General features: G+C 60.6%; 21 protein-coding genes. 10 read left to right on the top strand and 11 right to left on the bottom strand.

Going from position 1 to position 19,958, the window contains the following annotated elements; translation table 11 throughout:
• Positions 1-10 precede the first annotated feature (10 nt).
• Both AC1DTN_RS04540 and AC1DTN_RS04535 read right to left on the bottom strand, forming a co-directional pair.
• Complete coding sequence (locus AC1DTN_RS04540; RefSeq protein WP_442207027.1) at positions 11-2,029, bottom strand: SUMF1/EgtB/PvdO family nonheme iron enzyme; 2,019 nt, start codon at positions 2,027-2,029, stop codon at positions 11-13.
• A gap of 569 nt (positions 2,030-2,598) precedes the next feature.
• A complete protein-coding gene (locus AC1DTN_RS04535; protein WP_442207028.1) occupies positions 2,599-3,240 on the bottom strand; it encodes an HD domain-containing protein in 642 nt (213 codons plus the stop codon).
• A gap of 117 nt (positions 3,241-3,357) precedes the next feature.
• Between AC1DTN_RS04535 and AC1DTN_RS04530 the strand changes: the two genes are divergently transcribed.
• Positions 3,358-4,329: a GlxA family transcriptional regulator gene (locus AC1DTN_RS04530; RefSeq protein ID WP_442207029.1), complete on the top strand. Its 972-nt coding sequence runs from the start codon at positions 3,358-3,360 to the stop codon at positions 4,327-4,329.
• A 4-nt stretch (positions 4,330-4,333) separates the two neighbouring features.
• Here the strand turns inward: AC1DTN_RS04530 and glpK are convergent, their stop codons facing one another.
• Positions 4,334-5,827, bottom strand: coding sequence for a glycerol kinase GlpK (glpK, locus tag AC1DTN_RS04525; protein ID WP_477920033.1), 1,494 nt, complete (start codon positions 5,825-5,827; stop codon positions 4,334-4,336).
• Between the two features lie 181 nt (positions 5,828-6,008).
• Between glpK and AC1DTN_RS04520 the strand changes: the two genes are divergently transcribed.
• The 4 genes from AC1DTN_RS04520 to xdhC are packed head-to-tail and all read left to right on the top strand — an operon-like array spanning position 6,009 to position 11,471.
• Positions 6,009-6,785 (top strand): 3-hydroxybutyrate dehydrogenase, encoded by a 777-nt coding sequence (locus AC1DTN_RS04520; RefSeq protein ID WP_442207031.1) that lies wholly within the window; start codon positions 6,009-6,011, stop codon positions 6,783-6,785.
• 29 nt (positions 6,786-6,814) lie between these two features.
• A complete protein-coding gene (gene xdhA / locus AC1DTN_RS04515; RefSeq protein ID WP_442207032.1) occupies positions 6,815-8,281 on the top strand; it encodes a xanthine dehydrogenase small subunit in 1,467 nt (488 codons plus the stop codon).
• Positions 8,281-10,617, top strand: coding sequence for a xanthine dehydrogenase molybdopterin binding subunit (xdhB, locus tag AC1DTN_RS04510; RefSeq protein WP_442207033.1), 2,337 nt, complete (start codon positions 8,281-8,283; stop codon positions 10,615-10,617). The genes xdhA and xdhB overlap by 1 nt, the downstream gene beginning before the upstream one ends.
• A 2-nt stretch (positions 10,618-10,619) precedes the next feature.
• Positions 10,620-11,471, top strand: a complete 852-nt coding sequence (gene xdhC / locus AC1DTN_RS04505) for a xanthine dehydrogenase accessory protein XdhC (protein ID WP_442207034.1) — start codon at positions 10,620-10,622, stop codon at positions 11,469-11,471.
• Here xdhC and AC1DTN_RS04500 read toward each other — a convergent pair.
• Complete coding sequence (locus tag AC1DTN_RS04500; RefSeq protein WP_113323251.1) at positions 11,447-11,644, bottom strand: hypothetical protein; 198 nt, start codon at positions 11,642-11,644, stop codon at positions 11,447-11,449. The genes xdhC and AC1DTN_RS04500 overlap by 25 nt on opposite strands.
• A 100-nt stretch (positions 11,645-11,744) precedes the next feature.
• Between AC1DTN_RS04500 and AC1DTN_RS04495 the strand changes: the two genes are divergently transcribed.
• A complete protein-coding gene (locus AC1DTN_RS04495) occupies positions 11,745-12,641 on the top strand; it encodes a LysR substrate-binding domain-containing protein (protein WP_442207035.1) in 897 nt (298 codons plus the stop codon).
• Positions 12,642-12,677: 36 nt separating this feature from the next.
• Here the strand turns inward: AC1DTN_RS04495 and AC1DTN_RS04490 are convergent, their stop codons facing one another.
• Positions 12,678-13,010 (bottom strand): hypothetical protein, encoded by a 333-nt coding sequence (locus tag AC1DTN_RS04490; protein ID WP_113323240.1) that lies wholly within the window; start codon positions 13,008-13,010, stop codon positions 12,678-12,680.
• Positions 13,011-13,189: 179 nt separating this feature from the next.
• On the opposite strand from AC1DTN_RS04490, the gene AC1DTN_RS04485 reads away from it, so the two are divergent.
• Positions 13,190-13,435 (top strand): winged helix-turn-helix domain-containing protein, encoded by a 246-nt coding sequence (locus AC1DTN_RS04485; RefSeq protein WP_477920032.1) that lies wholly within the window; start codon positions 13,190-13,192, stop codon positions 13,433-13,435.
• Positions 13,436-13,513: 78 nt separating this feature from the next.
• On the opposite strand, the gene AC1DTN_RS04480 is transcribed toward AC1DTN_RS04485, so the two are convergent.
• Positions 13,514-13,708, bottom strand: a complete 195-nt coding sequence (locus AC1DTN_RS04480) for a hypothetical protein (RefSeq protein WP_113323241.1) — start codon at positions 13,706-13,708, stop codon at positions 13,514-13,516.
• A 168-nt stretch (positions 13,709-13,876) separates the two neighbouring features.
• Between AC1DTN_RS04480 and AC1DTN_RS04475 the strand changes: the two genes are divergently transcribed.
• The 3 genes from AC1DTN_RS04475 (at position 13,877) to AC1DTN_RS04465 (ending at position 17,661) form a co-directional block, all read left to right on the top strand.
• Positions 13,877-15,115: a urate hydroxylase PuuD gene (locus tag AC1DTN_RS04475; RefSeq protein ID WP_442207037.1), complete on the top strand. Its 1,239-nt coding sequence runs from the start codon at positions 13,877-13,879 to the stop codon at positions 15,113-15,115.
• Positions 15,112-16,419, top strand: a complete 1,308-nt coding sequence (gene guaD, locus AC1DTN_RS04470) for a guanine deaminase (RefSeq protein ID WP_442207038.1) — start codon at positions 15,112-15,114, stop codon at positions 16,417-16,419. Before AC1DTN_RS04475 ends, guaD begins: the two co-directional genes overlap by 4 nt.
• A gap of 99 nt (positions 16,420-16,518) precedes the next feature.
• The gene (locus AC1DTN_RS04465; RefSeq protein WP_442207039.1) at positions 16,519-17,661 is read left to right on the top strand and encodes an alpha-hydroxy acid oxidase; all 1,143 of its coding nucleotides are present in this window, start codon (positions 16,519-16,521) and stop codon (positions 17,659-17,661) included.
• Here AC1DTN_RS04465 and AC1DTN_RS04460 read toward each other — a convergent pair.
• Genes AC1DTN_RS04460 through AC1DTN_RS04440 form a run of 5 tightly spaced genes read right to left on the bottom strand, consistent with a single transcriptional unit; the run spans position 17,655 to position 19,920 of the window.
• Positions 17,655-18,407: a metallophosphoesterase family protein gene (locus tag AC1DTN_RS04460; RefSeq protein WP_113323245.1), complete on the bottom strand. Its 753-nt coding sequence runs from the start codon at positions 18,405-18,407 to the stop codon at positions 17,655-17,657. The genes AC1DTN_RS04465 and AC1DTN_RS04460 overlap by 7 nt on opposite strands.
• Position 18,408: 1 nt before the next feature.
• Positions 18,409-18,765 carry a hydroxyisourate hydrolase gene (gene uraH / locus AC1DTN_RS04455; RefSeq protein WP_113323246.1) on the bottom strand — a complete coding sequence of 119 codons (357 nt, stop codon included), beginning with the start codon at positions 18,763-18,765 and terminating at the stop codon, positions 18,409-18,411.
• Complete coding sequence (locus tag AC1DTN_RS04450; protein WP_442207040.1) at positions 18,762-19,262, bottom strand: ureidoglycolate lyase; 501 nt, start codon at positions 19,260-19,262, stop codon at positions 18,762-18,764. Before AC1DTN_RS04450 ends, uraH begins: the two co-directional genes overlap by 4 nt.
• A gap of 5 nt (positions 19,263-19,267) precedes the next feature.
• Positions 19,268-19,630 (bottom strand): HepT-like ribonuclease domain-containing protein, encoded by a 363-nt coding sequence (locus AC1DTN_RS04445; RefSeq protein ID WP_113323248.1) that lies wholly within the window; start codon positions 19,628-19,630, stop codon positions 19,268-19,270.
• Entirely contained in the window at positions 19,627-19,920 is a 294-nt protein-coding gene (locus tag AC1DTN_RS04440; RefSeq protein ID WP_442207042.1) for a nucleotidyltransferase family protein, read from the bottom strand. Before AC1DTN_RS04440 ends, AC1DTN_RS04445 begins: the two co-directional genes overlap by 4 nt.
• Positions 19,921-19,958 lie beyond the last annotated feature (38 nt).

The raw sequence follows: 19,958 nt of genomic DNA, 5'->3' as shown, positions 1-19,958 counted from the left end.
CCCTTTGCACTCAGACTTCACAAACGATCCTGAAACCGATCCGTCCGGACCAGCCTCGGGAGGTTTCATTCACGCGATCCCTGTAAGCCGACCGGCAAATGGCCGGATTGTGCGACCATGAACCGCCGCGAAGCACATGAAGGTCCATCCGGCCGCCCACATAGGGACTGCCATTATCCGGAATGTCCTCGAGCCGGTCGCTCCAGTTGTCGCTGCAATATTCCCAGACGTTGCCATGCATCTCGAAGAGACCAAAGCGGTTCGTCGGGTAGGACCGTACCGGTTTTGTCTGGCCGATGAAGATGCCGGCAGGGCCGCTGCCATAGGCGCCATCAGGATAAACATTTCCATCATAGGCGAGGTCGGAGATGTCTCTTCCGTCGCTCACCCCGCAGACCGCGCCACCCGTGCCGCAATAATTGGCGAGCTTCGGCGTCAGGGTCTGTCCAAAATGAAAGGGTGTCGTCGTACGCGCCCGGCACGCATATTCCCATTCGGCCTGGCTCGGCAGACGGTAGGTGTGGCCGGTCCATGCCGAAAGCCGTGCGCAGAATTCCCACGCATGCTGCCAGGTGATCGTCTCTACCGGCAGGTCGTCCCCCTTGAAGGAGGATGGATCGACCGGCATCGCCCAGCGGATCGTGCTGGGTCGCGCCAGCACGACACTGCGCCACTGTGCCTGCGTAATCGTCGTTCGGCTGATCGCGAAATGTCCGACCTTGACGAACATAGGTCCCTCGTCGTCGCTGCGCAACAATTCTCCGTCGGGCGATCCCATGGTGAATTCGCCGGCCGGTATCATGCTGAATTCGATGGCGTTATCGCCACCAAGCGGCTGATCGAAACAATTTGCCTGCTGCCAGGCCGTCGGCTGCGGCCTGCCCTCGCTATCCACCGTTTCAATCTGCAGCATCTCTTCCCGAAGCACGGGAAATCGCGGCTTCATCAGCCGAGGCAGAACCAGAAGGCCCCCGCCAACAGCAAGCGCGGCAGCCCCGGCGGCCGCACCAATCACCAGCCTGCGCCGTGAGGTCTTCACAGTCTGATCGTCCGGCGGCAGCGGAGGTGTAGGGGGATCTGGCGCCGGCGGCTCGGGCTTCTTTGGCTGTGCCGCCAGATGTTCGAACTTCAGCGCGATACGCCTGATGGCAGCTCTCGATTGCGCGTCCGTAGGCTCGACCGCGTTGATCCGCCACCAGAGCTGCTCGGCAAGCGCCAGATCGTCATTGGCCTCCGCCTCCAGCGCCTCCAGTTTGAGCGGCTCCAGGTCTTCCGGCAGGGCAATGTCCGGCAACAGAATGAAATGCCGTTTGGACAGGGGTTCGGCAAAAGTGCACGGCGTCTGCCGCGGCTTGCCGTGCAGCCGGCATATTTCCGGCACACGCGTCTGAAGATAGGCATCCAGCCGCTCGACGGTTGCGCAGTTCTGCTCTCCATGCAGCCGCAGCCCTTCGATCAACCCGTAAGTGAACGCTCCGTGCCCCAGGTCATCGATCTCGTAGGAAAATTCGGTGGGACTGCAGGAGCAGATCGTCACCGTGCCGCGCTGGTTGTCCAGACCGACACCCTGACCGTCGCGCGCTCCTTCGTTGCGACAGGCATCGAGCAATAGAACGACGTTTTCGGCGCCGCTTTTACGCAGCCTTTCGACGACATATCTCACGGGTATGCCGGTTTCCTCGACATTGCCCGGATCCGCATCCAGCGGCAGGATATAGTCCTGGTCGCGCTCGCGCCGGCCATGACCCGCGAAGAAGAACCAGAGATTATCGCTCGGCTGCAGAAACGGTTGTTCGAAGCGCACGCGCAGGAACCGCATAAGATTGCCGAATGTCGGCCGTGAATGCAGCGTCTGCCCAAAATCCGCCTTTAGCGGCGGTGCGTCCTCGGCAAGGAAATAGACGTTCTTGAAATGGAGCGTGTCCTTGAAAAAGTCATTCACAGCCTCGGCATCCCGCCGGGCACAATCGAGCGGCTTCAGACTGTCATAACTGTTGATGCCGATGCAGACGGCCCAGTTTTCGCTCATTCCGACGGCTCACCCCCATAAGCAAAATTGGCCAACATCGCGCATCATTCTTCAGTTGCCCATAGAGCCGCCCGGTCCGCCCATGCTGCCATTATCGTTCGATCCACCCATACCGCCATTGCCACTCGATCCAGAAGAGGAACTCGAATTGCTCATGCTGCCCATATCCGATCCACTGCGGTTGCGCTCGGCCGTGTCGGAACGAAGTGCGGACAAGGGGCATGCCCATAATGTCCTGCTGCGGATCTGAACCCGCTGACAACTTGCATATGGCCGCGACGTAGGCCGCCCATCCATCGTGAAGGCTGCGAAATACTTCGCCTGCACGCGCGTCTGCGCATAGAGCAAAGTCGGCCCAACAATGTCTGACAGCAGAGACAGTACAAGTGCAGTCGCTATTGGGTGTATGCTGTTCATGGCATTATCCCCCACAGATGCAGCGCAAGAGTATAAGCCAATACCTTAGGAAATTCTACATTAAAGCGTATATTTTTCCACACCACAAAATAGAGTTGTTTTAATTTGGGAGACGAAAGAGGCAGACGGCATCGACGCCGCCTGCCTGAGACTTAACCGATCCAGGCTGAATTGCGGATCACGCTGCAGAAATTGCCTCCGTGGAAATGCGGATCCTTATCAGCCAGTACATCCGCCTTCACATTGCCGAAGGTCGTTTCCGGCTTGTGCATGATGCCGTCATAGAAAGTCTGGAGGATATCCTCCTTGAAATGCCGCGTGCGCGGATGGGCATGCACCACCGCCTCGCGGTCGGAATCATGGAAGCCGTGATAGTCGATCCCGAGCACGTCCATTTCCACACCCGCCGTCACCAGGGCTACGACCGGATGCATGTGCTGCGGAATGCCGGGCGTCGTGTGCAGCGCAATCGCCGTCCAGACCGTATCGATATCGGCCTGCGCGATACCGTAACTCTTCAAGAAATCACGGGCGGCATTGGCGCCATCGACCTCGAAACGCTCATGCTCCGAACTGTGCCGATGCGTCAGCCCCATATCGTGGAACATGGCGCCGGCATAAAGCAGTTCGGGATCGAAGTGCAGTCCGCGGCGCTTGCCCGCAAGCGCACCAAAATAGAAGACACGGCTGGAGTGGTGGAAGAGCAGCGGCGACTCCGTGTCCCTGACAACTTCGGTAATGTCGCGTGCCAGCTTGCTGTCGGGAATACTGATATCGCCTATTGTCAATGTCATCGTCTTTCTCCTTGCTGGTGAATGTCAGGGAGAGTAAAAGCTGCCAACGATGGCAGCAATAGACGCTATCCGTCATTTCCTGCCAAAACCATTCCGATGCGGACATGAGGCCATCAGATGAAACCCAGGAACATCGCCATCCTCGCCGTTCCCGGCGTCCAGCTTCTGGATGTCTCCGGCCCGCTCGACGTCTTCGCCGAAGCTAATCTGCAAAGCGGCACGGAAGCCTATCGACCCATCGTCATCGCCAGCAGCCACGGCCATATCCGCAGCTCCTCCGGTGTGCGGTTGGTCGCCGATTACACGATCGAAGATGAGATCGGTCCGCTGGATACGCTTCTCGTCGCCGGCTGCCCGAACGCGGCTGAGATCAGACCCGATGCAAGGCTGCTGGATTGGCTCGGCAAGACCGCACCGCGCGCCCCGCGCTACGGTTCAGTCTGCAGCGGCGCATTTCTGCTCGCCGCTGCAGGATTGCTCGACGGCCGGCGAGTAACGACCCATTGGGCTGTCACCGAGAGGCTGAGGGAGGCCTACCCTTCGGTGACTGTCGAGGAAGATGCCATCCATGTAGCCGATGGAGAATTGAGGACAGCGGCTGGCGTCACTGCAGGACTGGATCTTGCCCTCTCCCTCGTCGAAGAGGATCTCGGTCGCGATGTGGCGATGCGCACCGCCGCCCAGCTCGTCATGTTCTTCAAGCGCCCCGGCGGCCAGATGCAATTCAGCCGCAAAGGTGAAGGCGCCCCCGCCGGACGCTCGGCATTGCAGGAGGTGCAGCGCTGGGTCGCAGCCAATCCGGCTGCCGATCACAGTGTGGTGGAACTGGCCCGCCGGATGGAACTGAGCCCACGCCATTTCGCCCGCCTTTTCCGCGAAGAGGTCGGAATGACACCGGCAAGCTGGGTCGAATTCACTCGTATCACGGCTGCCCGTCGCCTGCTCGAAAGCGGCCACGCGCCGAAACAGGTGGCAAGCGCATGCGGCTTTGCCGATGACGATACGCTACGCCGGGCCTTCACGCGCCATCTCGGCGTGACGCCGGCGGAATACCGCAAGCAGTATGCTCATATGAGCTCGCCAAACTGAGCAATCAAAGCTCGCTCAGCGTCCGCTTCACCGCATTCTTCCAACCCTTGAGCTTAGCGGCACGGGTCTTCTCGTCCATCGAGGGCTCGAAGCGCCGGTCACGCTTCCAGGTCGCCGAGAACTTCTTCCTGTCCGGCCACACCCCAGCCCTGCTGCCGGCAAGCCAGGCAGCACCGAGCGCCGTCGTTTCCAGGATGACGGGACGATCAACGGGAGCTTCCAGCAGATCGGCAAGCCGCTGCATCGTCCAGTCCGAGGCGACCATGCCGCCATCGACGCGCAGTACCGTGTCGTCGGTGCCATTCTTCCAGTCCTTCTGCATCGCCTCCAGTAGGTCGCGTGTCTGGTAGCAAACGGCTTCCAGTGCGGCACGGGAAAGCTCCGCCGGGCCGCTGTTGCGGGTCAGGCCGTAGATCGCACCGCGTGCCTTGGCATCCCAATGCGGGGCGCCGAGGCCGGTGAAGGCCGGCACGAGATAGACGTCCTGTGTCGGATCAGCCTTCTCCGCGAGGTCATTCGTTTCGGATGCCCTGTCGATGATGCCAAGGCCGTCGCGCAACCACTGAACCGCCGCCCCGGCAATGAAGATCGAGCCCTCCAGCGCATAGGTCGTCTCACCATCAAGGCGATAGGCAATCGTCGTCAGCAGACGGTTCTTCGATCGCACCATATCGCTGCCTGTATTCAGCAGCGCGAAGCAACCGGTGCCATAGGTCGATTTCAGCATGCCCGGCTCGAAGCAGGCCTGGCCGATCGTCGCCGCCTGCTGGTCGCCGGCAACACCGAGGATCGGGATGGCTGCACCAAACAGCTCCGGATCGACGGTGCCGAAATCATCGGCGCAATCCTTCACCTCGGGCAGCATAGCGGCCGGCACGCGCAGGATGTCGAGCAGATCCTCGTCCCACTCATTGGTCGCGATATTGAACATCAGCGTGCGCGATGCATTGGTCGCGTCGGTCACGAAGCTTTTGCCGCCAGTCAGCCGCCAGATGAGGAACGTGTCGATCGTGCCGAAGCAGAGATCGCCCCGCGCTGCCCTCGCCCTTGCGCCCTTCACATTGGCGAGCATCCAGGAGAGCTTCGTTCCCGAGAAATAGGGATCGAGGATAAGGCCGGTCTTCTTCGTGAAGGTGCGCTCGAGATCCTGCCGCTTGAGATTGTCGCAATAGCTTGCCGTGCGCCGGTCCTGCCAGACGATGGCGTTCTGGATCGGCTTGCCGGTTTCGCGCTCCCAGACGGCGACGGTCTCACGCTGGTTGGTGATGCCGAGTGCGGCAATATCCTTGGCCGTCACCTTGGCTTCGCGCAGCGCCATGTGGATCGTGGAAACGACCGAATCCCAGATCTCCTCGGGATCGTGCTCCACCCAGCCGGAGCGCGGATAGATCTGTGTGAATTCCTTCTGGCCCATGCCGGCGATCTTCATGTCGCCGTCGAAGACGATCGCCCGCGTCGAGGTCGTTCCCTGATCGACCGCCAGAACATATCCACCCATGCGATTCCTCCCGCTGCATGCTGTTGTCGTGGCAAATCAATAGGGCAGGTCCGCCTGGCTTGGAAGGGCGTAAGTGGCAGCCACGCCCCTCAGTCACTTCCCGATTGCCAGCTCGCCGCCTTTGGGCATAACCTCGCGTTGACGCTGCAATGCAGCATATCACAGTCAGGGAGGAAGAAGCATGAGCAGATCAATCGTCGTCACCGGCTCCACCAGCGGCATCGGGCTTGCGATCGCCACTGCCTTTGCTGCCAGGGGCGACAACGTCGTCATCAACGGCTTCGGAAAGGACGACGAAATCAAGGCGATAATCGAACGCCTTGAATCATCGTCGAAAGCGAAGGCACTCTATCATCCGGCCGACATGACGAAGCCATCAGAGATTGCCGATCTGATCGAGACTGCCGGCAAGACCTTCGGAACTGTCGATGTGCTCGTCAACAATGCCGGCATCCAGCATGTTGAAAAGATCGAGGATTTCCCGATCGAGAAGTGGGACCAGATCATCGCCATCAATCTCTCCAGCTCCTTCCATACGATGCGGGCTGCGATCCCGCTGATGAAGGCGAGGAAATATGGCCGCATCATCAATATTGCCTCGGCCCATGGCCTGGTCGCCTCGCCCTTCAAATCTGCCTATGTAGCGGCAAAGCATGGTATATTAGGCCTGACGAAGACGGCTGCCCTGGAGCTTGCCGAATTCGGCGTGACGGTAAACGCCATCTGCCCCGGCTATGTATTGACCCCGCTGGTCGAAAAGCAGATCCCCGATACCGCCAAGGCGCGCGGCATGACCGAGGAGCAGGTCAAGACCGAGGTCATCCTCAAGGCGCAGCCGACGCATGAATTCGTCAAGGCCGAGGAGATCGGCACGCTGGCGTTTTACCTTGCAAGCGAGGAAGCCCGGCAGGTAACCGGTACGCATATCTCGATTGACGGGGGCTGGACGGCGGCATAACCATTTTAAGAAAAACAACCGGGAATATCATGAACGACAGCATCCGCTTCATCCTCAATGGCGAGGACGTTTCCTTGAGTAAGGTCCGGCCGACGGAGACTCTTCTCGATTTTCTCCGGCTGAAGCGGCGGCTGACGGGCACCAAGGAAGGCTGCGCCGAAGGCGATTGCGGTGCCTGCACCGTGCTGGTCGGCCGGCTGATCGACGGCAAGCTTTTCTATGAATCCGTCAATGCCTGCATCCGCTTCATCGGCTCGCTGCACGCGACCCATGTGGTGACGATCGAGCATCTGGCAGCCAAGGACGGCACGCTGCATCCGGTGCAGCAGGCCATGGTCGATTGCCATGGTTCGCAATGCGGCTTCTGCACACCGGGCTTCATCATGTCTCTCTACGGCCTCTGGCTCTCCAACGAGAAGCCGGACCGTGCCGAGATCGAAAAGGCGCTGCAAGGCAATCTCTGTCGCTGCACCGGCTATGAGCCGATCGTCAAGGCCGCCGAACAGGTGAGCCTGCAGCGGCCGAGCACCCTCTTCGATCCGCTCGAAAAGACCCGTGCCGAAATCATCTCTCGCCTCTGGGTCATGCAGGCATCCGATACGATTTCGATTGTGTCAGAAGAAGGCCGCCTCATCGTGCCGCGCTCCATCGATGCGCTTGCGCGGGTGCTGGCGGCCGAGCCGACCGCAACCGTCATTGCCGGCTCCACAGATGTCGGCCTCTGGGTCACCAAGCAGATGCAGCATCTGAATCCCGTGGTCTTCATCAATCATCTGGCGGAGCTTCAGACGATCACTGCAGGTGAATATGGCATCGCGATCGGCGCCGGCGTCACCTATACCCGCGCGCTCGACACCATCGCCCGGAAGATCCCCGCCTTTGCCCGCCTCATCACCCGCATCGGCGGCGATCAGGTGCGCAACATGGGCACGATCGGCGGTAATATCGCCAATGGCTCGCCGATCGGCGACAGCCCACCGCCGCTGATTGCGCTTGGCGCGCAGCTGACGCTGCGCTCGGCCGGAGGCGCCCGTACTCTGCCGCTGGAAGATTACTTCATCGCCTATGGCAAGCAGGATCGCCGGCCGGGCGAATTCGTCGAAAGCGTCTTCGTGCCCCACCCGGTCGCGGACGCCAAATTCGCCGTCTACAAGATCAGCAAGCGCCGCGACGAGGATATCACCGCCGTGCTCGGCGCCTTCTATCTGGTGCTTAATGAGGCCGAGCGCGTGACCGAGATCCGCATCGCCTTCGGCGGCATGGCGGCAACGCCGAAGCGCGCCCGCAGCGTCGAAGCCGAGTTGATCGGCAAACCCTGGACGGAAGCAACCATAGAGGCCGCACGCCCTGCCTTTGATGCCGATTTCCAGCCGCTGACGGACTGGCGCGCTACGGCGGAATACCGCCAGTTGACGGCCAAGAACCTGCTGACGCGCTTCTATCTCGAAACCGTCGGCGCACCTGCCGAACTGAAGCGGTTCGAGGAGGTTGCCTGATGGACAAATCCACCTTCGAAGACCGCAAGCTCATCAACGGCCAGATGCATGTGTCCTTGCGCCATGATTCAGCGCATAAGCATGTCACCGGAAGTGCCGATTATATCGACGATATTCCCGAACCCGCCGATCTCCTGCACGGTGCTATCGGCATGTCCGATCGCGCCCATGCCGAGATCATCTCGATGGACCTGTCGGAGGTCGCGGCCCATCCCGGCGTGGTCTGGGTCTTCACCGGCAAGGACATCCCCGGCATCAACGACGTCAGCTCGAATGGCAGCCATGACGAGCCGCTGCTTGCCGAAACCCTGGTTCAATTCCACGGCCAGCCGATCTTCGCCGTCATAGCCGAAACCCGCGAGGCTGCTCGTCGTGCGGCCCGCATGGCAAAAATCGAATATCGCGACTTGCCGCACTGGAGCGACATCGACGGCGCCGTCGAAAACGGCAGCCCGCTTGTGATCACCCCGATGACGCTGAAACGCGGTGAGGCGAAAACCGAAATGGAAAACGCCCCTCGCCGGCTGACAGGCCGTATGCGCATCGGCGGTCAGGAGCATTTCTACCTCGAAAGCCATATCGCCATGGCGATCCCAGGCGAGGACGACGAGGTCACCGTCTGGTCTTCGACCCAGCATCCGAGCGAAATCCAGCATATCGTCGGCCATGTGCTGCATATTCCCTCGAATGCTGTCACCGTGAATGTGCGCCGCATGGGCGGCGGCTTTGGCGGCAAGGAGACGCAGGGCAACCAGTTCGCAGCCCTCGCCGCGGTCGCGGCCAAGAAGCTTAAGCGCGCCATCAAGTTCCGCCCCGATCGCGACGAGGACATGAGCGCCACCGGCAAACGCCATGATTTCCGCGTCGATTATGAACTCGGCTTCGATGACGAAGGCCGCATCCACGCTGTCGACGCCACCTATTCGGCGCGCTGCGGCTTCTCGTCGGACCTGTCGGGCCCGGTGACCGACCGTGCGCTCTTCCACGCCGATTCCAGCTATTTCTATCCGCATGTGCATCTGACCTCGCAGCCGCTGAAGACGCATACCGTCTCCAACACCGCCTTCCGCGGTTTCGGCGGCCCGCAGGGCATGCTCGGCGCCGAGCGCTTCATCGAAGAGATCGCCTATGCCGTCGGCAAGGATCCGCTCGATATCCGCAAGCTGAATTTCTACGGCCAGCCAGGCTCGGGGCGCACGACCACGCCCTATCATCAGGAAGTCGAGGACAATATCATCGCGCGCGTGGTCGAGGAGCTGGAGGACAGCGCCGACTACCGCGCCCGACGCAACACCATCGTCTCCTTCAACCGCGATAGCCGCTATATCCGCAAGGGCATTGCGCTCACGCCGGTGAAATTCGGCATCTCCTTCACCATGACCGCCTTCAACCAGGCCGGCGCCCTCGTCCATATCTATCAGGATGGCTCGATCCACCTGAACCATGGCGGGACTGAAATGGGCCAGGGCCTCTATACCAAGGTGGCGCAAGTGCTGGCGGACAGCTTCCAGGTCGATATCGACCGCGTGAAGATCACAGCGACCACGACGGGCAAGGTCCCGAACACTTCGGCGACCGCCGCCTCTTCCGGTTCGGACCTGAACGGCATGGCCGCCTATGATGCCGCCCGCCAGCTCAAAGAACGGCTGGTCGCCTTCGCGGCGGAAAAGTGGGAGGTTCCGGTTTCGGAAATCGTCTTCCTGCCGAACCGCGTGCGGGTCGGCGAGATTGAAATCCCCTTCCCCGATTTCATAAAGCAGGCCTACTTCGCTCGCGTTCAGCTGTCCGCCGCCGGCTTCTACAAGACGCCGAAGATCCACTGGGATCGCCAGGCCGGCCGCGGCACGCCCTTCTACTATTTCGCCTATGGCGCCGCCTGCACCGAGGTCACGATCGATACGCTGACCGGCGAATATCTGATCGACCGCACCGACATTCTCCACGATGTCGGCCGCTCGCTGAACCCGGCAATCGATATCGGCCAGGTCGAAGGCGCCTTCGTCCAGGGCATGGGCTGGCTGACGACCGAGGAGCTCTGGTGGGATGACAAGGGCCGCCTGCGCACGCATGCGCCTTCCACCTACAAGATCCCGCTCGCTTCCGACCGACCGAAGATCTTCAACGTGCGGCTCGCCGAATGGTCCGAGAATGCGGAAGCCACCATCGGCCGCTCCAAGGCCGTCGGCGAACCGCCCTTCATGCTGGCGATTTCAGTGCTGGAAGCGCTCTCCATGGCCGTCGCCAGCGTCGCCAACTATCGCGTCTGCCCCCATCTCGATGCGCCCGCAACGCCTGAACGCGTGCTGATGGCGGTCGAGAGGATGAAGAGGGTGTAGCCATGACACGGCGCGAAATCCTTTCCGGTTTTGTGCCCGGCAGCGACTTCCGCGCCTTCCTGGCCGTCCAGCCGGAAGCGGTCCTGATCGAGATATCAGGCACGCAGGGTTCGACACCGCGCGAGGCAGGCACCTTCATGCTGGTCTCGGCAGCAAGCCTCTGGGGCACCATTGGCGGCGGCCAATTCGAATTCATCGCCATCGCCAATGCCCGGGAATTGCTTGCCGGCACCGGCGGCACTGATGTGATGGACATTCCGCTCGGGCCGGAAATCGGCCAGTGCTGCGGCGGCCGCACCCAACTGCATTTCCGCCGTGTGACCGATGCCGTCAGGGACGAACTGGGGAAAAAGCAGGAAAGTGAAGCTGAACGCCTGCCGGAAGTCTATGTCTTCGGCGCAGGCCATGTTGGTCGCGCCCTTGCAACGGCGCTCGCGCCACTACCGCTTTCCATCACCGTCATCGAGACCCGGCGGGATGAACTCGCCAATCTTCCGGTCTCGACGAAGAGCCTGTTGGTGCCGATGCCCGAGGCATTGGTGAAGGACATGCCCGCCGGCGCAGCACTCGTCATCCTGACCCACGATCATGCCCTTGATTTCCTGATCGCCCGTGAAGCACTTGCCCGCACCGACCTCGCCTATACCGGCATGATCGGCTCGGCGACCAAACGAGCGACCTTTGCAAGCTGGCTTTCCCGCGAAGCCGGCGGCGAACGCTCTTGGCTGGAGCGCCTTACCTTGCCGATCGGCGGCTCCTTCGTGAAGGACAAACGCCCCGAAGTAATCGCCGCCATGACAGCGGCCGAAATCCTGACCGCACTTGCCGCCTACCGCGACCGGTCATCCTCGTAGCGCGGGTCGCGTCCATCCAGGAAACCGAGATCGCGCTTGATGCGATCGGGTGTGACGTCGATATCCAGCCGCGGCCTCCGGCTGCCAATCCCCCGGGCCAGCCGGCGAACGATGACGGTGAACAATGCCTCTCTTGTAGGAGAACGGCTCTCTTCGATAGCTTGGCAATCCATGACATCACCTTGATGGTTTGATGAGATGATTGCAGTTTGCCGGGAAAAATGCTGCAATTCCAATCGAACAACCGTCTGCATCCATAAAGAGAACTTATCCATGAAACTGTCGAAGCAGTTCCCGCTGAATGCGCTGCGCGTCTTCGAAGCCGTGGCCCGGCTCGGCAGTTTCACCCGGGCCGGCGATGAGCTCGGCATGACGCAGACGGCCGTCAGCTACCAGATCAAGCTTCTGGAGGAGAATATCGGCGAGCCGCTCTTCCTGCGCTTGCCCCGCCAGATCGAGCTGACAGAAGCAGGCAAACATCTGGCCCCCAGGGTCTCCGAAGCATTCAACATTCTGATCGAAGCCATGGCCTCGATGCGCAAGACGACCGGGGAAACGCTGACGATCCATTCGACGGCGACCTTCGCCCAGCAATGGCTCTCGCGTTACATCGGCGCTTTCCAGCTGCAGTTTCCGGACATTGCCGTCAGGCTCGTCACCTCAGGCACGATCGTCGACTTCCAGAAAGAGGCTGCCGACGTGGCGATCCGTTGGGGACGCGGCGATTGGCCCGGCCTGATCAGTCATCGGCTGATGAAACTTGACTACTCCCCCATGCTGAGCCCCAAGCTCGCGGCCGAAATCGGCGGCATCCACGAGCCCGCCGATCTTCTGAAACTGTTCCTGATCAGCGCCGGCGATTCCTGGTGGGCAGAATGGTTCTCCGCGGCCGGCGTCAAGGATGCCGATCTTTCCCGCTATCCGAAAAGCGAATTCGGCACCCAGATCCTCGATGCCAGCATCGCGATTGCCGGCGGCGGTGTCGCCATGCTCAATCCCGGCCATTTCCAAGACGATGTCGCCGCCGGCAGGCTTTACCAACCCTTCGAACTGACCGGCAATGACGGACGCGACTATTGGCTCGCCTATCCGGAAAACAGGCGAAACGTGCCGAAAATCAGGAATTTTCGGAAATGGCTGCTGCAGAAATTCGATGTGGAGCAGGACTGAACATGTCACGCAAAGACGACAGGGCTTAAAATCCTCTCAGTAACCCATATCGGGCGCATAGAAACATCGCGGGGTATCTTCGTTCGGGAACAGGCAGATATGATAATCGCTATCGCCTGAATGCATCGCCCTGGTCATCGGCAGCAGGAAGACATGGCTCCGCGTCACCAGCCGGTGATCGCCGGGCCTCAGCGTCACGCGATAGCCATCCGGCGTTATGGCCACAGTCTTGGACGGGATCATCTGGCAATCGCCGTTTTCGGCATTTCCATTGCAACAGTAGGGGTCGTAACTCCACCCCGTACCGGCGTCGTGGGCTGCCGCGAACGACGCATATGCAATCATCACGCATGTCAGAATGCTGCGCATGGGCATCTTCTCCGTCGATGAATGCGCCGCCGGTCTTTAGCGGTTTCCACCCTTTCCCGGCGGCCTGTGTTTCAAAACTGTAACCCGATCTTCACATTTCAAGGAATCGGCTGCTCCACATCGGAACACCCGCGGTGGATAAAATGTCGCAGAAATCTGATGTTTTTTAAGGCATGCGAATGCCACATCCGCCCGACAGCACAGCAATCAACCAGATTGCCACCTCAAATTGCGCGGATATAAGTGTTGTGATGGAAGAGCAGCGCTATGCTTTCGGCCGTTTCATGCTTGACCCCGGCAGCGGCGTGCTGCGGCGGGATGGCCAGCCAGTCCCGMTCGGCCAGCGCGCGATTTCACTGCTCAAGGTGCTGCTCGACGCCGACGGACGCCCGGTCGGAAAAGACGCTTTGATCGAAGCGGGCTGATCTTTCAGGCTGTCGCTAAAGGACCCTGTGAACGGCCCGTGCCGCGGCCGGCGCAACTGCACCGGCTTAAGCCGTAAACTAGTGCTTCTTCTGCTGCTGTTCGGCAGCCGCGACGCGGTTCAGCATCGCCACCATCTTTTTCTTGATCGAGCCATAGGTGCCGAGTTCGAAATTGCAGCTGAAACAGGTGATGATGTCGCTGTCGATCGGCTGCGGGCGCGGAAACTTCATGCGCGTGTTGCGGCACTTCGGGCAAGGGACTTCGATCTGCATGTTTCAGCGGCTCCTTAATAGCGTCGTCGGCGATGCCTTAGCACAAATGCCGCACCCGGCAAGCTCTTCCTGCAATCTCCGCTGCGGCGAGAAACCCCACGTGCCCCCTTTCCTCGCGCCGGAATTTCTCGCAATCTCACGAGTCGGGAAGAAGAACAGGGGAACTGAATGTATGAATATGCAATAGCCTGGGAGTGGCTGGCCTTTGCGGCGCGCTGGTTCCATGTCGTCACCGCGATCGCCTGGATCGGGTCGTCCTTCTATTTCATCGCGCTCGACCTCGGCCTGGTGAAGCGCCCGCATCTGCCCGCCGGTGTTCACGGCGAGGAATGGCAGGTGCATGGCGGCGGCTTCTACCACATCCAGAAATATCTGGTGGCGCCGGCTGAGATGCCGGAACACCTGACCTGGTTCAAATATGAGAGCTATTTCACCTGGCTCTCCGGCTTCCTGATGCTCTGCATCGTCTATTACGGCGGTGCTGACCTGTTCCTCATCGATCGCCACGTGCTCGATATCTCGAGGCCGGTGGCGATCCTGATCTCGCTTGCATCACTCGCCGGCGGCTGGATCATCTACGACCTGCTCTGCAAGTCGCCGCTCGGCAAGAACACCTGGGGCCTGATGGCCGTGCTCTATGTCGTGCTGGTCTTCATGGGCTGGGGCTACACGCAGGTCTTCACCGGCCGCGCCGCCTTCCTGCATCTTGGCGCCTTCACCGCCACGATCATGTCGGCCAACGTCTTCATGATCATCATTCCCAACCAGAAGATCGTCGTCGCCGACCTGATCGCCGGCCGCACGCCGGATGCCAAATATGGCTACATGGCCAAGCAGCGCTCGCTTCATAACAACTACCTGACGCTGCCCGTCATCTTCTTCATGCTGTCGAACCACTATCCGCTCGCTTTCGGCACCACCTTCAACTGGGTGATTGCAGCACTCGTCTTCCTGATGGGCGTCACGATCCGCCACTGGTTCAACACCACCCATGCTCGCAAGGGCCGGCCGACCTGGACCTGGATCGTCACGGTCGTGCTCTTCATCCTCATCATGTGGCTGTCGACGGTTCCCAAGCTTTTAACCGGCGAGACCGAAAACGCATCCGTCGCCCCGGCCTTCCAGCAGTTTGCCGGCGATCCGCATTTTCCCGCCGTGAAGCAGCTGGTCGGCACGCGCTGTTCCATGTGCCATGCGGCGGAACCGGTCTATGAGGGCATCGCCCGACCGCCGAATGGTGTGATTCTGGAAAATGACGCGGAAATTGCCGCTCATGCGCGCGAAATCTATATACAGGCCGGCCGCAGCCATGCCATGCCGCCGGGTAACGTGACCGACATTACCCCCGATGAGCGCAAGCTGCTCGTCGCCTGGTTCGAAAGCGCAGTCGAAGGCAAACAAGAATGACCACGATACTCCTGCGCGGGCGCCTGCTCTCCTTTCGCCGTGCCCCGCTCAGCCTCGCCGATAGCGAGAGCTATCTCTACGAGACAGACGGCGGTCTGTTGATCGAGGATGGCATCATCGCCGCTGTCGGCACCTATGCTGATGTCAAGGCCAAAGCACCTGCCGAGGTCTCCGAAATCGATCACCGTCCGCATCTGATCATGCCTGGCCTCATCGACATGCACCTGCATTTCCCGCAGATGCAGGTCATTGCCTCCTATGCCGCAAATCTGCTGGAATGGCTGAACACCTACACATTCCCGGAGGAATGCCGCTTCGTCGAAAGCGCCCATGCGCAGAGGATCGCGACGCATTTCTACGACGAGCTGATCCGCCACGGCACGACGACGGCCGTTGCCTATTGCTCTGTTCATAAGACTTCGGCCGATGCCTATTTCGCGGAGGCCATGCGCCGCAACATGTGCATGGTCGGCGGCAAGGTGATGATGGACCGCAACGCACCGCAAGGCCTGCTCGACACGCCTGAGATGGGCTACGACGAGACCCGGCAGGTGATTGCCGACTGGCACGGCAGGGGCCGCAACCACGTCGCCATCACGCCGCGCTTCGCGATCACCTCGACGCCCGCCCAGATGGAGGCGACGGCAACACTCGCCCGCGAATTCCCCGATCTGCACATCCAGACGCATCTGTCGGAAAACCACGACGAGATCAAATTCACCTGCGAGCTCTACCCGGAAGCGATCGACTATACCGATATCTACGCCCGCTATGGCCTGCTCGGGCCGAAGAGCCTGTTCGGTCACGCCATCCATCTTTCGGAGCGTGAAGCCGACGCCATGAGCGAGAGCGGCGCGGTCGCCGTCCATTGCCCGACATCCAACCTCTTCCTCGGCTCCGGCCTCTTCCCGCTGAAGACGCTCGCCCGCCGTGAGAAGCCCGTTCGCATCGGTGTCGCCACGGATATCGGCGGGGGCTCGAGCTATTCCATGCTGCGGACCATGGACGAAGCCTACAAAATCCAGCAGCTTCTCGGCGAACGACTGAACCCGCTGGACAGCTATTACTACATGACGCTCGGCAATGCCGAGGCGCTGTCGCTGGTTGACAAAATCGGCACACTGGAGCCTGGCACGGATGCCGACCTCGTCGTTCTCAACGCCGCAGCGACACCTGCTATGGCTTTGAAGATGGAAGTGGTGAAGACGCTTCCGGAGGAACTGTTCCTGCTGCAAACCATGGGCGACGACCGCGCTGTGGCGGAGACTTATGTGGCGGGCGTCGCAATGAAAAGCGGGCTTTAGCAAGGCGATGGCTTGATGGTAAAACTCCTCTGAAATCAAATACCAGAGAAAGAGAAAGCGTGGTATTCGACCACATCACCAGATGTGAAGGTTCGATCCATGGCCAAGCCGCTGACCATCGCCGATCTCAAGAAAATGGCTCAGCGCCGCGTCCCGAAGATGTTCTTCGACTATGCGGATTCCGGCGCCTGGACGGAATCGACCTACGCCGCCAACGAAGCCGACTTTCGGGACATCAAGCTGCGCCAGCGGGTGCTGGTCGACATGACCAACCGCACGCTTGAGACGACGATGATCGGCCAGAAGGTGTCGATGCCGGTGGCGCTTGCGCCCACCGGCATGACCGGCATGCAGCATGCCGACGGTGAAATGCTGGCGGCGCGCGCGGCGGAAGAATTCGGCGTGCCCTTCACGCTGTCGACCATGAGCATCTGCTCGATCGAGGATGTCGCCTCCGTCACGACGAAACCCTTCTGGTTCCAGCTCTATGTCATGCGTGACAGGGGCTTCGTGCTTGACCTCATCAACCGCGCCAAGGCAGCCAGATGCTCCGCGCTGGTGCTGACCGCCGACCTGCAAATCCTCAGCCAGCGCCACAAGGATCTGCGCAACGGTCTCTCGGCCCCGCCGAAATTCACGCCGAAACATATCTGGCAGATGGCGACGCGCCCCTTCTGGTGCATGGAGATGATGAAGACGAAGCGTCGCAGCTTCGGCAACATCCTCGGCCACGCCAAGGGCCTCGACGACCTTCCCTCGATCACGACCTTCGCGAATGAACAATTCGACCCGCAGCTATCGTGGAAAGATGTCGCCTGGATCAAGGAACAATGGGGCGGTCCGCTGATCATCAAGGGCATTCTCGATGTCGAGGATGCGAGGCAGGCCGCCGAAACCGGCGTCGACGCCATCATCGTCTCCAATCATGGCGGCCGCCAACTCGATGGCGCCCCCTCTACGATCAGCATGCTGCCGCGGATCGTCGATGCCGTCGGCGACCGTCTCGAAGTGCATCTGGATGGCGGTATCCGCTCCGGTCAGGATGTGCTGAAGGCCGTGGCACTCGGGGCGCGCGGCACCTATATCGGCCGCCCCTTCCTCTATGGCCTCGGCGCCATGGGCAAGGACGGCGTTACGCTGGCGCTCGAGATCATCCGTAAGGAAATGGACGTCACCATGGCGCTGTGCGGCAAACGCGATATCAAGGATGTCGACTCCTCGATCATCGCCGGCCGTCAGTAAGATTGCGGCGGCATTCGGCCTGTCGCGAGCGCGGATGCCCACTCCGCGCGTCCATTGGCTTCCGCCAGTGCCGACATCGCCATGTTGTCGTATCGGACATTGCGGAATTGTGCCGTCCATCCACTGGCCGATTTTTCCAGCACCGCATAGCTCGCCATCGCGTGGCCGGTTTCGACCTTGTGCGGATAGGGCTTGTCATCGTCATAGGCAGGGCCGCCGACGCTGCCGGGATTGACGATAAGACGGCCGCCTGAAAGTGCTGCCATGCGCGGAATATGCGTGTGACCACACAGGATCAATGGGCTTTCGATACCTTCCGCCAGCGCTTCGATCTCTGCCTGCGGCCGCAGCACCACGCTGCCGTCGGCAACGGCCATATCCAGCCAGTAGAGGTTGTCATCCTTAGGCGTCGCGTGGCAGAGATAGACCTCATCCCTGTAGATCAGGTCRACCGGCAGCGACCGTAGCCAATCGAAATGGGCTGCACCAAGCTGCGCATAGGCTGCAGCGTCCGAGATATGCATCTCCTCCGGCGGTCCTTCGATCAGATAGCGGTCGTGATTGCCGCGCACGGTCGGAATGGAGAGCGATAGCAGCCGGTCGGCCACCCTGCCCGCCTCCAGCGGGCCACTGAAACAATCGCCGAGATTGACAATATCTGTAATCCCTTGGGCAGCGATGTCAGCCAGCACAGCGTCCAGTGCGGGGTAGTTTCCATGGATATCGGCAATAGCGGCAAAGCGCATGTCAGCTCCCGCGATAGGTGGAATAGCCATAGGGCGAGATCAGCAGCGGCACATGATAATGCGCCGCGATATCGGCAATGCCAAAGCGGATCGGCACGAGATCGAGGAAGGCCGGATGCGGCAGAGGCGTGCCATTTGCCCTCAGATAATCGCCGGCGTGAAAGAGCAGTTCGTAGGTGCCGGCACGAAAGCTCTCGCCGGTGAGGATCGGTCCGCCATCGACGCGACCATCGGCATTGGTCTCGACCGTCTTGATAAGGTGGCGAAGCTCACCCTCGATGTGAAAGAGATCGATCCTCAACCCCTGTGCCGGCTTGCCCAGCGCAGTATCGAGAACATGAGTGGTCAGTCCGGTCATAGGCCTGGCTCTTTGATGATGAAGGGTTCGTCGAAAAAGAATTCTTCCAGATTGTTGCCCGGCCCGTCACGATCGACAACGAGAAAATCGCTCGGCTCACCGAGCGCCATCAGCGGATGGTGCCAGACATTGCGCCTGTAATTGACGCCCTGATCGCCGCGCGCGAGAAAGGCCTGCGGACGACCGGGACGACCGCCCTCATCTTCCGAAACGACGACGAGGAAGGGACGGCCTGATATCGGCGAGAAGCTCTGGCTGCCGAACGGATGCCGTTCCATCATGCCGAGCTCGTAGGGAAAACCGCGCGGCTGGCCACGGAAGAGATTGATGATGATACGAGCGCCCTCGCCTGCAGCTTCAGGCGTGGCAAGCGCATGGAAACGCTCGGTGTTGCCGCCATTGATCAGCCGCATGCTTGTGGGATCGGCTTCGATCACGTCACCGAACGGGGCGAAGGCAGATTTGGTAAGGCGAGAGACGTCAATAAAGCGGGACATTGGGACTACTCGCCTTGCGCACGCCAGTGGCGGACAAGATCAAGCCTGTCGAGCAGATCAGGCACGTCGTCTTTGGCTGTCGCCCAGACCTTCTCCAGATCAATGTCGAAATAGCCATCGGCAATGCGGTTACGCATGCCGCGCATCGCACCCCAGGGAAACTCGGGGTGCTCGACAGCGAATTCAGGATGGATCCTCATCAATTGAGCAGCCGTCTCCGATGCCATCAGGAGGCTCATCCCGACGGCACGCTGCAAAATGATATCCTCAAGAAACCGCTGCTTGCTGACATCTGCGATCATTGCATGAGCATCGGCCGCCGCCGAGCGCATCCGCTCCAGAAGATACGGGATACGGCTCTCGTTCATATGGGCTTGGCCTCGGAAAGAACCCGGGTCCGGATCGATTCAGGAAAATCGCCGGGGGTCAGCAAGTGGATCGACGTGCCAATCATCATCTGCTCCAAAGCATCCTGCAAACCACCAAGCGTCAGCAATGTGCTGCCTGGCAGCGCATCCACCAGAATATCCAGATCGCTATCCGGCCGATCCTCACCGCGGGCAACGGAGCCGAAGACACGCGGGTTCGCCGCGTTGAAGCGTTTGGTCGCTTCGCGGATCGCCTGCCTGTTCTTTTCCAGCACTTCCGACGGTCTCATCGCGGCGTCAACCCTGATGCCGCGAATATAAGGGACGT

The sequence above is a fragment of the Rhizobium sp. 01T444 genome, assembly GCF_056398305.1.
This window is presented reverse-complemented; position numbering and strand designations above follow the sequence as displayed.

Coding starts and splice junctions, on each gene's coding strand:
- AC1DTN_RS04495 (WP_442207035.1), top strand. CDS start 11,745: ATGAAACTGTCGAAGCAGTTCCCGCTGAATGCGCTGCGCGTCTTCGAA.
- AC1DTN_RS04520 (WP_442207031.1), top strand. CDS start 6,009: ATGAGCAGATCAATCGTCGTCACCGGCTCCACCAGCGGCATCGGGCTT.
- glpK (WP_477920033.1), bottom strand. CDS start 5,827: ATGGGTGGATATGTTCTGGCGGTCGATCAGGGAACGACCTCGACGCGG.
- AC1DTN_RS04500 (WP_113323251.1), bottom strand. CDS start 11,644: ATGGATTGCCAAGCTATCGAAGAGAGCCGTTCTCCTACAAGAGAGGCA.
- AC1DTN_RS04540 (WP_442207027.1), bottom strand. CDS start 2,029: ATGAGCGAAAACTGGGCCGTCTGCATCGGCATCAACAGTTATGACAGT.
- guaD (WP_442207038.1), top strand. CDS start 15,112: ATGACCACGATACTCCTGCGCGGGCGCCTGCTCTCCTTTCGCCGTGCC.
- xdhB (WP_442207033.1), top strand. CDS start 8,281: ATGGACAAATCCACCTTCGAAGACCGCAAGCTCATCAACGGCCAGATG.
- AC1DTN_RS04465 (WP_442207039.1), top strand. CDS start 16,519: ATGGCCAAGCCGCTGACCATCGCCGATCTCAAGAAAATGGCTCAGCGC.
- AC1DTN_RS04475 (WP_442207037.1), top strand. CDS start 13,877: ATGTATGAATATGCAATAGCCTGGGAGTGGCTGGCCTTTGCGGCGCGC.
- xdhA (WP_442207032.1), top strand. CDS start 6,815: ATGAACGACAGCATCCGCTTCATCCTCAATGGCGAGGACGTTTCCTTG.
- AC1DTN_RS04480 (WP_113323241.1), bottom strand. CDS start 13,708: ATGCAGATCGAAGTCCCTTGCCCGAAGTGCCGCAACACGCGCATGAAG.
- AC1DTN_RS04450 (WP_442207040.1), bottom strand. CDS start 19,262: ATGTCCCGCTTTATTGACGTCTCTCGCCTTACCAAATCTGCCTTCGCC.
- xdhC (WP_442207034.1), top strand. CDS start 10,620: ATGACACGGCGCGAAATCCTTTCCGGTTTTGTGCCCGGCAGCGACTTC.
- AC1DTN_RS04445 (WP_113323248.1), bottom strand. CDS start 19,630: ATGAACGAGAGCCGTATCCCGTATCTTCTGGAGCGGATGCGCTCGGCG.
- AC1DTN_RS04535 (WP_442207028.1), bottom strand. CDS start 3,240: ATGACATTGACAATAGGCGATATCAGTATTCCCGACAGCAAGCTGGCA.
- AC1DTN_RS04490 (WP_113323240.1), bottom strand. CDS start 13,010: ATGCGCAGCATTCTGACATGCGTGATGATTGCATATGCGTCGTTCGCG.
- uraH (WP_113323246.1), bottom strand. CDS start 18,765: ATGACCGGACTGACCACTCATGTTCTCGATACTGCGCTGGGCAAGCCG.
- AC1DTN_RS04440 (WP_442207042.1), bottom strand. CDS start 19,920: ATGAGACCGTCGGAAGTGCTGGAAAAGAACAGGCAGGCGATCCGCGAA.
- AC1DTN_RS04530 (WP_442207029.1), top strand. CDS start 3,358: ATGAAACCCAGGAACATCGCCATCCTCGCCGTTCCCGGCGTCCAGCTT.